This is a genomic window from Pseudomonas sp. GW821-FHT10C09 (assembly GCF_059415465.1).
In genome coordinates, this window is sequence record NZ_JBWKNG010000022.1 from 36,646 (window position 1) to 50,987 (window position 14,342).

Here is a 14,342-nt window from a genome sequence, read left to right on the forward strand (position 1 = left end):
CAGGGGATGAACCGGGCACTGAACGCTGTGTATTCGTCGCTGTATCGCCATCATCACTGTGAACGTGCCCGAGGAGAAGACGTGGACGCCCGATTGAATGCTTTTCTTGAACGCGCCGATGCTGTTTTGGCCCGTATCGAGCCGCTGCTGCCCGCACCTCGGCAAGCCATCGACTGGAACCAATGCCTGGCCGCGCGCTGGCAACGCGAGGGGCGCAGCGGTTTTCTGCTGCCGCTGCACGTCAGCCTCGACATGCGCCTGTCCGACCTGATCGGCGTCGACCGGCAACTGGAGCAACTGGGGCGAAATACCCAACAGTTCCTCGACGGCATGCCGGCCAACCACGCGTTGCTCTGGGGCTCGCGCGGCACCGGTAAATCGTCGCTGGTGCGGGCCTTGCTGGCCGAACACGCCCAGGCCGGTTTGCGCCTGATCGAGATCGAGCGCGATCACCTGGCGGACCTGCCGCGCGTGGTCGAGCAAATCGCCAAGTTGCCGCAGCGCTTTGTGCTGTTCTGCGATGACCTGTCGTTCGAGGCGGGCGAGGGCGATTATCGCGTACTCAAGAGCGTGCTCGACGGCTCCCTCGAACAAGCGCCGGACAACGTTCTGCTGTACGCCACGTCCAACCGTCGTCACCTGGTGCCGGAAAAGGAAAGCGATAACGAAAACTGGAAACGCGTCGACGGTGAACTGCACCCAAGCGAAGCGGTGGAAGACAAGATCGCGCTGTCGGACCGCTTCGGCCTGTGGCTGTCGTTTTATCCGTTTACTCAGGAGCATTTCCTCAACGTCGTCGAACACTGGATCGGTCAACTGGCCGGCAAGGCCGGTCTTGAATGGCAGCGTGACGAAGAGCTGGACATCCTCGCGGTGCGTTGGGCCGGCGGCCGAGGCAATCGCAATGGACGTTGCGCTTATCAATTTGCCCGCTATTGGGTCGGGCTCAAGCTGTTGGAGCACAAAGCATGATTGATTTACAGAAGAGCGGCCAAGGGCTGGATGGTTACGGCATGTTGTGGGCGCAGCTGGAATCGTTGCTGGCGGACGAGCGTGATTTCATTGCCAATGCGGCACAATTCTCGGCCTTCCTGTTCAACCAGCTCGATGATTTGAACTGGGCCGGTTTCTACCTCAATCGCAATGAAGAGCTGGTGCTCGGTCCGTTCCAGGGGCAAATCGCCTGCGTGCGGATTCCGTTTGGTCGCGGTGTGTGCGGGACGGCCGCGTCGACCTTGCAGACTCAATTGGTTGAAGACGTGCACGCCTTTCCCGGGCATATCGCGTGCGACAGCGCATCGAACAGCGAACTGGTTGTGCCGCTGGTCAAGGACGGTCGACTGATCGGTGTGCTGGACCTCGATAGCCCGAAACTGGCACGGTTTACCGCTGAGGATCAAGCCGGTATCGAGCGCCTGGCGGCGATTTTCCTGCGCCTGACCGATTGCTGATCAGGCACTCAAGCCTGCCTTGACCAGCAGGCTTGCCGGGTCGACGGGGTCAATTTGCTGCGGATCGAGGAATCGTTCGGCGTACTGCAGATAAATGCGCGCCTGGACGAACAACCCGAACAGCTCCGGGTCGATGTGGGCGTCACGGCACATATTGGCCATGATGCCCAAGGCTTCGCTCAAGGTTTTGGCCTTCTTGTACGGGCGATCGGCAGCGGTCAGCGCTTCGAAAATATCGGCAATCGCCATCATCCGTGCCGGCAGGCTCATCTCTTCGCGCTTCAACTGTTTGGGATAACCGGTGCCGTCCATTTTTTCGTGATGGCCGCCGGCAATCTCCGCGACGTTATTGAGGTGACTGGGGAAGGGCAGATGGCTGAGCATCCGGATCGTCTGCACCATGTGGTGATTGATGATGTAGCGCTCCTCGCGAGTCAGCGTGCCTCGGGTGATGCTCAGGTTGTAGAGTTCGCCCCGATTGTATTTGTAGTGCGGTACATCAAGCTTGAAACCCCATGGATTGTCAGCCGGTATCAGCTCGCTTTCGGCGCGTTCAAATAAGTGTTCGGGTTTGTCCGCCAGCAACGGCTCGCTGACCGGCAGCGTCGGGGGCGGTGTGCGAGCCTGGCGGCGATTCTCTTCCCATGAAACCCCAAGTCGGTCATCCAGCGTACGGGTCCAGGTGCGTTGAGCAATGCCGCGCAAGCGTTGCAGGTCGGCTTCGGCCATGGCCTCGCCGCCCAGATTGCAGTGGGCAATGAACGCGAAATCATCGTCCAGTCCCGCCAGGTTGGCGTTACGCAACTCGGCCAGGTGATGTTCGTCTCCGCCGTGGGCGATGGCCTGCCAGTAATTGATCCAGGTATCACGCTTGAGCACTTCGAAACGCGTGCGGATTTCGTGGATGCGGTCGTTCAGGGTTTCGAGCTTGGTGGCTTTGTCGACCACATACTCCGGGGTGGTGACTTTGCCGCAATCGTGCAGCCACGCCGCGATGTGCAGGGCTTCCCATTCATCTTCCGTGGGGTGATAACCGCTGAAGGCCGGCTCCTGACTAGCCGCGGCAGCCTCGGCGAGCATCAGCGTCAATTCCGGCACTCGCTGACAATGCCCGCCGGTGTAAGGGCTTTTTGCATCGATCGCGCCAGCCAGCAATTGAATGAAGGAATCCAGCAGTTGTTTCTGCCGGGCTTGCAAACGCTGGCTTTCAATACTCACCGCCGCCGCGCCAGACACCGCCTGGAGAAACGCGATGCGGTCCGGACGCAGCTTTTCCAGATCGCTCTGTGCGCCGCTGTCGGCGAGCAAGAGGACCAGCAGGCCGACGGTTTCGTTATGCCGATTGTGCAGCCGGATACCGATCAGGTGAACCCGTGGGCACTCCAGCGCCTGCAGCACCTTTTGCAGATCGACTGCGTTTTCGAAGCCCAGGCTGGTGACCACATTGTCGGCGCGGGACAACTGCTGCATCCACTGAGGGCTCCGTGAATCCTGGAGCTCGTAGCCTTGAATACCAAACGCTGGCAACACCTGAGACGTCTCGTTGATCACCAGGCCATGGGGCTCCATGCGGTCGCCGTCCTGCTCGCGCAGGTAAATCAGGCCCGCCTGGGCCTGCCCGATCTTCACGGTTTCGAACAGCACCCGTTGCAGCAACGGGGCGAAACGGGTCTCGGCGCTGAGGCTGTCAGATATCTGGAAAAAGCTCGCCAGGGTGTCCTTCATGCGCGTCATCGACACGCCCAGTTGGTCGACTTCCAGCACGGGCGAGCGTCGGCTGATGGGAAAGTTGAAGTCGAAACTGCGGATCGCATCGGCTTCCTGCACCAGTGCGCGCAAGGGTTTGACCAGAATTCTGGAGGTGAGCCACCCCAGCGGCAGGCACAACAACAAGGTTGCCAGCGTGATCAACGCCCCTTGCCAGCGCATGCGATAGGCATCGACCAGTAATTCATCTTCGGGCACCAACAGCGCGAGCTGCAATCCTTGCGGCCCGCCTTCCTGCATGCTGCTGCGGGCCACAATCCATTCACGCCCGGCGGCGTCCAGTCGATTGCCCTCGGGCGGATGGGTGAGCAGGGCGCCGAGCGCCGGATTCAGATCGGCCGCCTTGATCAGGCGTGCGGTCTGGTCGTCGACGATCAGACGGCTGCTGTCGGGATAGGCAACAGCATTGCCATCGGCATCGAACAGCACGATTTCGGTATGGGGAGTCACCACATGTTTGGCCAGCGTCGCCGACAGTTCGGCGAGTGTAAGGTCGGCGCCTATCACTGCGTTTTCGCCGCTGCGCCGCGCCAGCGTCGTCCCGACATGGTGAGTGGAGAAAAACACATAGGGTTCGGTGGTGATCTGGCCCTCATCGCTGCGAGCACTGGTAAACCAGGCGCGAGTACGCGGATCGTAGGTTTCTTCAGGGTTATCCTGGCGGCTGACGAGCGCCAGGTTCTGATCAAAAAACAACGACTGGGACCTCGCCTTCGCGACGCCGGAAAGGTGTTCGATGCTCCAGACCTGATAGGCCGCCGTGTCCGGGGCATTGGTGAGCGTTCTCAGGGCGGGGGTGCGCAGGGGGCGCACCATGAAAAAGTCGCCATTGCCGTATCCCAGGTACAGCGAGGCCAGGTTGGGGTTGTCTTTGAGCGACTGGCTAAAGGGTTTCAGCAGCGCGAGCCGTTGCTCCAGCGCGAGCGCCTCGGTCGCCGGGTTGTCCGCCAGCAAGCTCAGCAGGTGGCGAATCGGTTCATAAGTGCCCTGAAGGTCCAGCCGGACATCCTGTTCGATGCGATTGAACAGTTTTTCACTGCTGGACAGGATGATCTGCGTGGTTTGGCGGTAATTGAAAATGCCCAGCACCACGCCCGTGAGCAGCAGCAGGAAGGTAAACATCACGCTGATATGGACGTGCAGCGGAAACCTGCGTTGATCGGGGCGCAGTGGGTTGGACATTACTGGTCTCTCCGTGATGGTTAACACACTGCTCAGCGTCCAAGCATAGTTAAGGCTCCACCATCCTGCTTCTGTCGTTGTGCCCTATTTGTTGTTGCAAGGCGTGCTCCAGTTCGAGCATGGCGCGCTCGATGGCTTGAGTGCAGCCGGCTACGTTTTCGGGGTGGAACACTTCACGGCAGACGCTTTCGAGCGCCTCGCAGCTGTCGATCAATCGGCCCGCCTGGACGATGCGTGCCGCCCCCTTGATTTTGTGAGCGATGTCGAGGAATGACTGACGGTCTTGGCACTGTGACAAATCCAGCAATTCCTGGCGGTCCAGACGATTGCTGTTCAGTACTTCGAGCAGCAGGCGTTGATCCAGCTTTGGATTGCCGCCGGTGAGCAGCTGCAGCCCTTCGAGGCTGAACGCAGGGGGACGGGCAACCGGCTTGACGCGTTCAATCCACAGTCTCAAGGCTGCCAGGCTGAGGGGCTTGAACAGGCAGTCGTCCATCCCGGCGTCTTTGCAGCGTTGTACTTCTTGCGGCTGTGCGTTGGCGGTGAAGCCCAGCAGGGTGCACGCCGCGCCCGACTGTTGCTGTTCGTGTTGGCGAATCAGCCGGGCCAGTTCATAGCCATTCATGACCGGCATGTTGCAATCGACAATCACCAGATCGAACAGCCCGTGTTTCCATGCCTTGAACCCGGTTTCGCCATCGGTTTCAGCGCGGTGGTGGTGCCCCAAAAACTCCAGTTGCTGGCACATGAGCAAGCGATTGGCCGGGTGATCGTCGACCACCAGGACGTTCAATGGCGTTGAGGTCGGTTGAACCGGTGCTTCGGCGATTTTCGGCAGCAGTTCTGGCGGTAATGTCGCCAGGTGCAGGGTTATCTCGACCTGCGTACCGGCACCGACCTGACTGCGCAATTGCAGGCTGCCGCCCATCATCTCGCACAGGGTTCGGCTGATCACCAGGCCCAGCCCGGCGCCTCCCCGGGTCGACTGCGCGCTGTGGCTCGCCTGGGCGAATGGCTCGAACAAACGCTGTTGATCCTGCTCGCTGATGCCGATTCCGCTGTCCTGAACCTGCACGCGCAACATGACCCGGTCGGGCTCGTCCGTGGCTTGCCACTCCAGCACAATCTGCACCTGACCCTGTTCGGTAAACTTGATGGCGTTGCTGACCAGGTTGGACAGCACCTGCTTGAAGCGCATCGGGTCCAGCAGCACATCGTTTGGCAGTTGGGCTGGGCTCAAGTCCAGCAAAAGGCGCAGGTTTTTCTGCCGGGCGAGGCCGTCGAAGATCCTCACCACCGACGCTACTGTTTCACCGAGGTTGACGCGTTCCGGGTTCAGGCTCAGGTGCCCTGATTCGATGCGCGCGATATCAAGAATGTCCCCGATCAGTTCCAGCAGGTCTTTCGCCGAGTTGTACGCGACGTCGATGGCGGGTCGGTCGGGATGAGCCGGTTCGATACGTTTGAGCGTCAGCTCCAGCATGCCGATGATTGCATTCATCGGGGTGCGGATCTCATGGCTCATGGTCGCCAGGAAAGTGCTTTTGGCTCTGTTCGCTTCATCGGCGCGTTCTTTGGCTGCCCGAAGGTCATCGAACAGTTGTCGCCGCTCGCTGATATCAATCCAGCCGCCAATGATGCCCTGCACTTCACCGCTCGAGTCCCGGTAGGGCAGTACCCAGTGATAAATCGTCAACTGGCGACTGCCAATTTGTAATGTGCGGTCGAGAATCAGCGGTGTGCCTTCGTTTACCACGCGCTGATAGTCAGCCTCAAACTCCCGCGCCTCGAACGCATTGCTCAGCTTGCCTTGAATGACGCTTTTGCCGATCACGTCGTCGTACTTTGCGCTGAAGGCCTCCAGATAACTGTCGTTGCAGCTTTGCAGCAACCCCTGGCGGTCACGCACGTAGATTGGATGCGGCGTGCCATTGACCAGTGAGTGCATGAACTCAAGTTGGTCATTCAGCGCGAGTTCGGCCGCCTGACGCTGTTTGATCTGGCGACGCATGTAAGCGTTCCAGGCAACAGACATCAGCAGTAGCACGCCAACACCCAGCACCACTTGATAGAACACCCGGTGGTAGTTGCGCCAGGTGTTTTGCGACGTCGAGGAGTAACCCCGCCAGCGACTGTTGATAATGCCTAATTCTTGCGGGGTGATGCTCAGCAATGCCTTGTCGAGGATCGCGCTCAGCTCTTGGGCATCGCGCCCGGTCGCCAGCGAGAACGCCGCCTGTTGCGTGCCAACGGTTGAACTGATCTGAAGCGTCTGCTCGAAGACTCTGGACGAGACGAAGTAGTTGGCGATCACCAGCGAGGTTACGGAGCCTTCAGCCTTGCCCTCCGCCACCAGTTGCACCGCGCTGAAGGTGTCCGGGGCTTCGATCAAAGTGACGTTCGGGAACTCGTGACGCAGGTAATCCACCATCGGATTACCTTGGGCAATCGTCAGGCGTTTACCCGAAAATTGGGTGAGGTCGTTCGGACTGCCGGCCACTTTGCGGGTCAGCAGGACGAAGGAGTTTTCCAGGTAAGGACGGGTGAAGTTGAGCAGGGTTTCACGGTGTGTACTGGGCAGCAGGGCGGCAATCAGGTCGGCCTGATGCTGACCGATGCGCTCGATCATCTCGTCATCACTTCGGCTGCGATGAATCTCGAAGCGCAAACCGGTGCGCAACCTGATCAGTTCGAGCAGATCGGCAGCGACACCTCGAAAGTTGCCGTCGTTATCGAAAAATGTCAGCGGCGCAAACGCCTCATTGACCACCACGCGAACCACCGGATGTTGCGCCAGCCAGCGTTCTTCACGAGTGGTAAGTTGCAGTTTGTGATCGGTGAGAAGGATGTCACTGCCTGCACTCCAGCGTTTGGCGATTTCTTCTCGCGCATTGGTGGGCGTGGCATTCAGTATTGTGTTGATGATTCCAAGCAGTTCCGGGTTGTTCCGGTGCACGGCAAAGCTGAAGCCGTGAACTTCGTGTTTACCGAAATTGGCCATCCGGACGTTGTTCAGATAACCCTTGTTGATCAGGTAATGGGTCGAAATGGTATCACCGAGAAAGACGTCCGCCTGGTCGAACGCGACCGCGTTAATTGCATTCTGGTAAGACGGGTAGGCCGTGATAATCGCCTTTGGATATAGGGCTTTGACTTCATCCATCGGTAAATAGTGGTACACCATGCTCAACCGCAATCCTGCCAGTCCATCGGACAGGGACCGGGTTTCTCCTTCTCGTGTCACCAGAACCGGTTGATCCGCGGCGTAAGGTGTCGACAGCACAATGTCGGCGTTGCGTGCCTCAAATCCGTTGGCGCTGCCGAGCATATCGACCTCACCGTTTTGCAGCGCCTCGATGGCGTCTTCCCGGGATGCGTAGCGCTGAACCTTGACTGGCAGGCCGGTCACCTTGCCAAGGATGCCCGCGTAATCTGCGGTGAAGCCTTCATAGTCGCTGCCGCTGCTGGTCAGGTCGAAAGGCGGGTAATCGGGGGCTGAGCTGCCCAGAATCAGTTCGCGTTTGTTTTTGATCCATTGTCGCTGTGATTTATCCAGTTGTACTTCCATGTGCCCGACCATTGAGCGACTGAGCAAGGTGTAATGCTCGCTGGCGGAGTGTGTCGCAGACACTGAGGTGCTCAGGCATAAGCCGGCGGTGATCAGTATCAGATAATCCTTTAAACGACTGGGCATCCGGTCTCTCACACTAAGGCGTTGCGTTTTGCCATATCGATAAGTTCAACCAGTGATTTGGCTTTGAGTTTCTGCATCAAACGCTTTTTATAGGTGCTGACGGTCTTGTTGCTGAGGAACATGCCCTTGGCAATTTCCTTGTTGGTACGGCCCTGTGCAAACAGTTGCAATACCATCAATTCCCGGTCGTTGACTGACTTGAAGAGTTCCAGGTCTGCGTACCGCGAATCATCGCTACGGACGGGGTTCAGCGCCTGGCTGGGGAAATAGTTGTAGCCTGAAAGCACCGCTTTGATTGCACTGACCAGTTCACTGAGGTCTTCCTGTTTGCAGACATACCCCGACGCGCCGGACTGCATGCAGCGAATACCGAACAAGGTCGGGCACTGGGCCGTTAAAACCAGGGTTTTTAACGGAGTACACATGGCATTGAAACGGGAAAGAACTTCCAGCCCATCCAGTTTGGGAATGCTGATGTCGAGAATGACCAGGTCTGGCATGCATTCGCGGACCATCTGCATGGCGTCGACCCCGTTATCAGTTTCGCCGACGACTTTATAACCCTCATGTTCGAGCAACATTCGGACGGCAAGACGGATAACGGGGTGATCGTCGACAATAAAAACGGAGTTCATAATCAGATCCCATGCGAGCTCAAATAAAGCGCGCACCTTAGCTCAGATAGTTGTAGGGGCGCATGAACTGACAGGTCGATAGCAGTGATATAGGACAAATCCTACAATTGAAGAAGAATAGGACTACGTTCCAGTTCGGTTTTGAATGAGGAACAATGGAAGTGTTGTATGTATTAAGTTGATGGTTGAATGATTGGTTTTAGGGGGAGGTCAGGGTCGATAAGTTAATAAAGCCTGATTGTTTCGACGGTTTATCAAGTAATCAGGTAACGGTAGATCTTGTTGAACCGACAGTTTTCAAGTTTTTCAAGTTCGTCAGACTACCTTGACGTAGTGCTTGCTCATTCCAGCATCCGACCCGCGTTCAGACAATCTGAACAGCGGGTCGAGGCGGGGGGCATCAGCGGCTTGAACGACCGGTCATTTCCAGGGCCATTTCACTGGCGTAGCTGTCAGTCATGCCGGCAATAAAGTCGATCATGCGCAGGAATGAAGTGTGCAAAGGCCCGCGAGGATCGGGTGCATTGTTGCCCAACAAGTCGAGGATGCGCCGACTTTTGAACGACGGCGTTCGACCGTTGTGCTGTTCCAGTGCCGCGCCGCAGAATGCGTTCAGTAGAATCTCCAGCGTGGTGTAGGCGCCGATTTCATGCAGTGTCTTGCGCTTGTCCTGGAAGATTTTTTTCCTGGCCATGTCTTTGGCGTTCAGGACACAGCGCTTGGCCGGGCCATGCATGTGCTCCACCAGGTCGCCAGGCAGTGTACCGGCCAGCAGGGCGTCCTGTTGTTCGACGAAGGCCCGGGCCGCGGCATTGGTCAGGTGTTCGATGGCTTTGCCCCGCAGGATGGCGAGTTTACGTCGGCGCGAATCCAGCGGGCCCAGTTGGCGATAGGTTTCCGGCAGATCGTCGCCCACCAGGTTGAGCAGTAACGATTCGACTTCGGCGTACTCCAGCAACTCCATTTCCAGACCGTCTTCCAGGTCGATCAGCGCGTAGCAGATGTCATCGGCGGCTTCCATCAGGTACACCAATGGATGACGTGCCCAGCGCTGCTCCTCCAGTTGTGGCAGGCCGAGTTTATGAGCGATCTGCTCCAGCAACGGCAGTTCGCTCTGATAACAGCCAAACTTGTGCTTCTTGTAGCCCAGCGAGTCAGCGTGCTTCGCCGTCCAGGGATACTTCAGGTAAGTACCCAGCGTGGCGTACGTCAGCCGCGTGCCTCCATCGAACTGGTGGTACTCCAATTGAGTGAGTACCCGGAAGCCTTGGGCATTGCCTTCGAAATTCAGGAAGTCATTACGTTCGACTTCACTCATGTCATCCAGCCAGCCACGGCCTGCTGCCTGTTGGAACCAGTGGCGGATGGCATCTTCGCCGGAATGGCCGAAGGGTGGATTGCCGATATCGTGGGCCAGGCAAGCCGACTGCACGACCATCCCCAGGTCACTCGGTTCGCACCAGTCCGGCAAGGCGCTGCGGATGGTTTCACCGACACGCATACCCAACGAGCGGCCGACGCAACTGACCTCCAGCGAGTGGGTCAGGCGCGTGTGAATGTGATCGTTGCTGGTGACCGGATGGACTTGGGTCTTGCGTCCCAGCCGGCGAAAGGCACCTGAGAAAATAATTCGGTCATGGTCTTTATGGAAAGGACTGCGGCCGAGTTCTTCCGGGCTGTGCAGCGGTTTTCCGAGGCGTTCGCGGGTAAGCAAGGTTTGCCAATCCAAGGCTGGTCTCTCCGTCAGGTGACTGATGCCTTAGCCTAGAGCCCGGCGGCGTCGATGTCGATGAGCAGCAGTCGCTCGCCATTGTCGAAAAATTGCCCGGCGGTGAGGCAATACTGGTTGCTGGTGGCGTCGCGGTAGGTGTTGGAAAGCGTAAGCCGACGCTCGTCCCAACCCTCTGCCAGCAAGTGATAGAAATACGGACGCCATGACCAGTTGTGACCCAGGTAGCGGCTGTCCGATTCCCAGGCGTTGTTTCGCCATTCAAGGTTGGGCGTCAGTTGCGTGCCGTGGCGATCGCATTGATAGAAACGCAACAACCAGGGGAATGCGTCCAGGTGGGGCAGGGTGCTGAGCGGTGCGTGGGCCTGGGCCCATGTCTGCAACAGGCTCATCAGCTCGCCGAGTTGCTGGCGCATGACCATCAGCCGCCCACGCTCTGCGAGTTTTTGTTGGACATAACGTTGGCGCAGTTGCGCGAAGCGCTCGACAAAAGCGTCAGCGGCGAAGAAGTCGGCCTGTGCCTTGGCAAACAGAAAACCCTGCACGTACCGCGAGCCGCACTCCAGGGCAAAACTCAATTGAGCTTCAGTTTCCACGCCTTCGGCGATGATCCAGCAACCGGTTTTCTCGGCCATCTGTGCCAGCGCCTTCACCACATCGCTGCTCGGACCACCCAATGCCGCCGCCTGGAACAAGCGCATGTCGAGCTTGAGGATGTCCGGTTGCAGGGCCAGTACGCGATCGAGTTGAGAATAACCGGCACCGAAATCATCAATGGCGATTCGTGCGCCTGCTTCTCGATAGCGAGCCACGACGTCCGCCAGGCGCTGAATGTCGCCGCCCAGTTCGGTGATCTCGAAGACGATGCGTTGCGGGTCGACATTGTGCCTGCACAGTTGTTTGAGGCTTGGCAGCGCTTGATCCGGGCGCAGGCGATTGATCCAGCGCGGGGAAATATTCAGGCTGAGAAACCAGTCCGAAGGCGCCTCATGCAAGCGACTCAGCGCGTTGTCGCGGATCTGCCGATCAAGACGCCGCAACGCGATGGCCGGTGTCCTAGGGTCGGCGAACAGCGGGCCTACCGAGGCCAGTTGACCATTGGCCTGTCGCAGTCTGCCCAATGCCTCGACGCCGGCGATACGGCCGGTGGCGGTATCGATGAAGGGTTGAAAGCAGGCGAGCGGTTGCCCGTCGATCACGAGGCCTCCTTGGTTAGATTCTTGTTTTGGATTACGCCTGTTGACCGGATAGGCACACAGGATTGAACCCCTCGATGGAGAGGTTCATCCCGGTGGTATTGCAAGAATGCAGCCAGATAGTGGCTATTTAGTCTTTGCGCGAATTGCTTTGCAGCACCAGCTTGATCAAGGGCCCCAGGCTGGTGCCCAGACGAACCAGGCGAGTCAGGCTGCTGGCGCCGCCGTTGCGGGTACTTTTGCCGGTCAGAAAGCCGAGCAAGGTGACGGCCGCCACGCCCCAGAGCGGGGCATGCTTGATGCCAAAACCGTCCTGCAGGTCTTGCTTCATTCCGCGAATCCGCTGCAAGGGCTGCAGCAGTTCCCGGGACTCGAGGCGAATTTCCTGGCGGTGCATTTCCATGCGCAGGCGAATCAGCGCCTTGCGCATTTCCGCGCGCGAGCTGTTATTGGGCAGTTGAGGCAGGCTCATGGCAGCAGGCGCTCCCGATCGTTGGCCAATTCTTCCAGGGTGCCATGGAAGGGCGAGGACTCATCGAAGACCGCTGCTTTCAAACGCAATCCGCAGAAGATCGCGGCAAGGGTATAGAACACGCAGAGCCCGATGATGGCGGCCAGGCGATAGGTGTCCCAAAACACAATCAACACCAGGGTCGACAATCCCACCAGCAACAACAATGCAAAGACCAGCGCCAGGCCCGCAAACAGCAGCAGGCTTACGGTGCGTGCCTTTTGTTCCTGCAACTCGATGCCGAACAGTTCGACATGGCTGTGCAACAGTCCGAGAAACGCGGCACCCAGGCGCCGCGATGAAGCGCTTGTGCCCGTCGCCGACGAGCTGGATTCGCCGATAGACATATCAGCGCCGAGTAGCCAGCAGGCCAATAAGGAAGCCTACCCCGGCGGCGATCCCGACCGATTGCCATGGGTTGGCCTGCACATAATCTTCGGTGGCGGTGACGGCAGCCTGGCCACGTTCGCGTAACGAGTCTTCGGTCAGCTTCAGGGTTTCCCGGGCACGCAACAGACTGTCGTGGATCTGGGTGCGCAGTTCATCCGCCTGATCGCCGGCCAGGGTCGCGGTGTGCTCCAGCAACCGTTCGGTGTCGCTGACCAGGGTCTGAAAATCGTTCATCAGGATTTCTTGAGCAGTCTTTGCCTTGATGCTGGCCATGGGTAGATCTCCGTAAGTGGCTTCTGATGGGTTCGAGTATGAGCCTTGCGCGAAGGTTCAGTACAAATGACTGGTACAACTTTTGCTGTGTCGTGGTGCGTTTGCCGGCGCCGATGCGCTGTTGCCGGGCATGATTTCAGGAAAACCTCGACTCAAACAATAAAAACTCGCGCGACGATTTCGCGCTGATGCGCCAAAGCGGTTCATGGGGATCAGTGATTCGATCCGGATAAGCCGCAACTTGGTGCGTCAGCAGCCTGCGCGAACTGCTTTGGTGCTTTTTTAGCCTTAAGGTCTGCCATTCCATGGAAAATCTGCAAAGCGCTGTGGACAGTCTGGTCCATAGCTCCAATACATTGTTCATCCTCATTGGCGCCGTCATGGTGTTGGCCATGCACGCCGGTTTCGCCTTTCTTGAGGTTGGCACGGTTCGGCAAAAGAACCAGGTCAACGCCTTGTCGAAGATTCTCAGCGACTTCGCCATTTCGACCTTGGCCTACTTCTTTATAGGCTATTGGATTTCCTACGGGGTGACGTTTCTGCAACCGGCAGCGGTGATCAATGCCGACCACGGTTATGGGCTGGTGAAATTCTTTTTCCTGCTGACCTTCGCCGCCGCCATCCCGGCGATCATTTCCGGCGGTATTGCCGAACGTGCAAGGTTTGTCCCGCAGTTGTGCGCGACCGCGCTGATCGTGGCGTTCATCTATCCCTTTTTCGAAGGGATGATCTGGAACGGCAATTATGGTTTGCAAGCCTGGTTGCTGGCGCGATTCGGCGCCAGCTTCCATGACTTTGCCGGTTCCGTGGTGGTGCATGCCATGGGCGGCTGGTTGGCCCTCGCGGCGGTGTTGTTGCTCGGGCCGCGACAAGGACGCTATCGCGACGGTCGCCTGGTGGCGTTTGCACCGTCGAGCATTCCCTTCCTCGCCTTGGGCTCGTGGATCCTGATTGTCGGCTGGTTTGGCTTCAACGTCATGAGCGCCCAGACCCTGCAAGGCGTGAGCGGACTGGTGGCAGTGAACTCGCTGATGGCCATGGTCGGCGGCACCGTGGCGGCGCTGATCGTCGGGCGCAATGACCCAGGCTTTCTGCACAACGGCCCCTTGGCCGGGCTTGTGGCCATTTGCGCCGGCTCCGACCTGATGCACCCGGTGGGCGCGTTGGTGACCGGCGCCATCGCCGGGGCACTGTTTGTCTGGTGCTTTACCGCGGCGCAGGGCAAATGGCATATCGACGATGTGTTGGGTGTGTGGCCTTTGCACGGTCTGTGTGGCGTCTGGGGCGGTATCGCGTGCGGCATTTTTGGCCAGACTGCCTTGGGTGGCTTGGGCGGGGTGAGTCTGATCAGCCAGTTGATCGGCACCTCGCTGGGGGTGCTCGTGGCGCTGGCCGGTGGCTTTGCGGTGTACGGAACGATCAAGGCGTTCCATGGACTGCGCTTGAGCCAGGAAGAGGAGTACTACGGCGCGGATTTGTCGGTGCACAAGATCGGCGCCGTCAGTCAGGACTGA

Annotated in this window: 11 protein-coding genes; 3 read left to right on the plus strand and 8 right to left on the minus strand. The window is 58.5% G+C overall.

What is annotated here, in order from left to right:
• The first annotated feature begins 81 nt into the window (after positions 1-81).
• A complete protein-coding gene (locus tag AC07N8_RS22045; RefSeq protein WP_123432624.1) occupies positions 82-972 on the plus strand; it encodes an ATP-binding protein in 891 nt (296 codons plus the stop codon).
• Positions 969-1,451, plus strand: coding sequence for a GAF domain-containing protein (locus AC07N8_RS22050; RefSeq protein WP_027925736.1), 483 nt, complete (start codon positions 969-971; stop codon positions 1,449-1,451). The genes AC07N8_RS22045 and AC07N8_RS22050 overlap by 4 nt, the downstream gene beginning before the upstream one ends.
• Here the strand turns inward: AC07N8_RS22050 and AC07N8_RS22055 are convergent, their stop codons facing one another.
• The 8 genes from AC07N8_RS22055 to AC07N8_RS22090 all read right to left on the minus strand — a co-directional run bounded on the left by AC07N8_RS22055 (position 1,452) and on the right by AC07N8_RS22090 (position 12,828).
• Positions 1,452-4,400 (minus strand): HD domain-containing phosphohydrolase, encoded by a 2,949-nt coding sequence (locus AC07N8_RS22055; protein WP_493145849.1) that lies wholly within the window; start codon positions 4,398-4,400, stop codon positions 1,452-1,454.
• 49 nt (positions 4,401-4,449) lie between these two features.
• The gene (locus tag AC07N8_RS22060) at positions 4,450-8,094 is read right to left on the minus strand and encodes a transporter substrate-binding domain-containing protein (protein ID WP_493145850.1); all 3,645 of its coding nucleotides are present in this window, start codon (positions 8,092-8,094) and stop codon (positions 4,450-4,452) included.
• Between the two features lie 8 nt (positions 8,095-8,102).
• Positions 8,103-8,729: a response regulator transcription factor gene (locus AC07N8_RS22065; protein ID WP_046032396.1), complete on the minus strand. Its 627-nt coding sequence runs from the start codon at positions 8,727-8,729 to the stop codon at positions 8,103-8,105.
• A 400-nt stretch (positions 8,730-9,129) separates the two neighbouring features.
• Positions 9,130-10,458, minus strand: a complete 1,329-nt coding sequence (locus AC07N8_RS22070) for a deoxyguanosinetriphosphate triphosphohydrolase (RefSeq protein WP_027925740.1) — start codon at positions 10,456-10,458, stop codon at positions 9,130-9,132.
• A 35-nt stretch (positions 10,459-10,493) separates the two neighbouring features.
• Positions 10,494-11,657, minus strand: coding sequence for an EAL domain-containing protein (locus AC07N8_RS22075; protein ID WP_493145851.1), 1,164 nt, complete (start codon positions 11,655-11,657; stop codon positions 10,494-10,496).
• A gap of 127 nt (positions 11,658-11,784) precedes the next feature.
• Positions 11,785-12,126, minus strand: coding sequence for a hypothetical protein (locus AC07N8_RS22080; RefSeq protein WP_123432618.1), 342 nt, complete (start codon positions 12,124-12,126; stop codon positions 11,785-11,787).
• A complete protein-coding gene (locus tag AC07N8_RS22085; protein WP_123432617.1) occupies positions 12,123-12,512 on the minus strand; it encodes a phage holin family protein in 390 nt (129 codons plus the stop codon). Before AC07N8_RS22085 ends, AC07N8_RS22080 begins: the two co-directional genes overlap by 4 nt.
• Before the next feature lies 1 nt (position 12,513).
• Positions 12,514-12,828, minus strand: coding sequence for an ElaB/YgaM/YqjD family protein (locus tag AC07N8_RS22090; RefSeq protein WP_493145852.1), 315 nt, complete (start codon positions 12,826-12,828; stop codon positions 12,514-12,516).
• Between the two features lie 305 nt (positions 12,829-13,133).
• Here AC07N8_RS22090 and AC07N8_RS22095 point away from each other — a divergent pair, with 305 nt between their 5' ends.
• Entirely contained in the window at positions 13,134-14,342 is a 1,209-nt protein-coding gene (locus tag AC07N8_RS22095) for an ammonium transporter (protein WP_493145853.1), read from the plus strand.

Excerpts from the sequence above, each read along its gene's own strand:
- AC07N8_RS22050 (WP_027925736.1), top strand. The coding sequence starts at position 969 with ATGATTGATTTACAGAAGAGCGGCCAAGGGCTGGATGGTTACGGCATG.
- AC07N8_RS22055 (WP_493145849.1), bottom strand. The coding sequence starts at position 4,400 with ATGTCCAACCCACTGCGCCCCGATCAACGCAGGTTTCCGCTGCACGTC.
- AC07N8_RS22060 (WP_493145850.1), bottom strand. The coding sequence starts at position 8,094 with ATGCCCAGTCGTTTAAAGGATTATCTGATACTGATCACCGCCGGCTTA.
- AC07N8_RS22065 (WP_046032396.1), bottom strand. The coding sequence starts at position 8,729 with ATGAACTCCGTTTTTATTGTCGACGATCACCCCGTTATCCGTCTTGCC.
- AC07N8_RS22080 (WP_123432618.1), bottom strand. The coding sequence starts at position 12,126 with ATGAGCCTGCCTCAACTGCCCAATAACAGCTCGCGCGCGGAAATGCGC.
- AC07N8_RS22085 (WP_123432617.1), bottom strand. The coding sequence starts at position 12,512 with ATGTCTATCGGCGAATCCAGCTCGTCGGCGACGGGCACAAGCGCTTCA.
- AC07N8_RS22090 (WP_493145852.1), bottom strand. The coding sequence starts at position 12,828 with ATGGCCAGCATCAAGGCAAAGACTGCTCAAGAAATCCTGATGAACGAT.
- AC07N8_RS22095 (WP_493145853.1), top strand. The coding sequence starts at position 13,134 with ATGGAAAATCTGCAAAGCGCTGTGGACAGTCTGGTCCATAGCTCCAAT.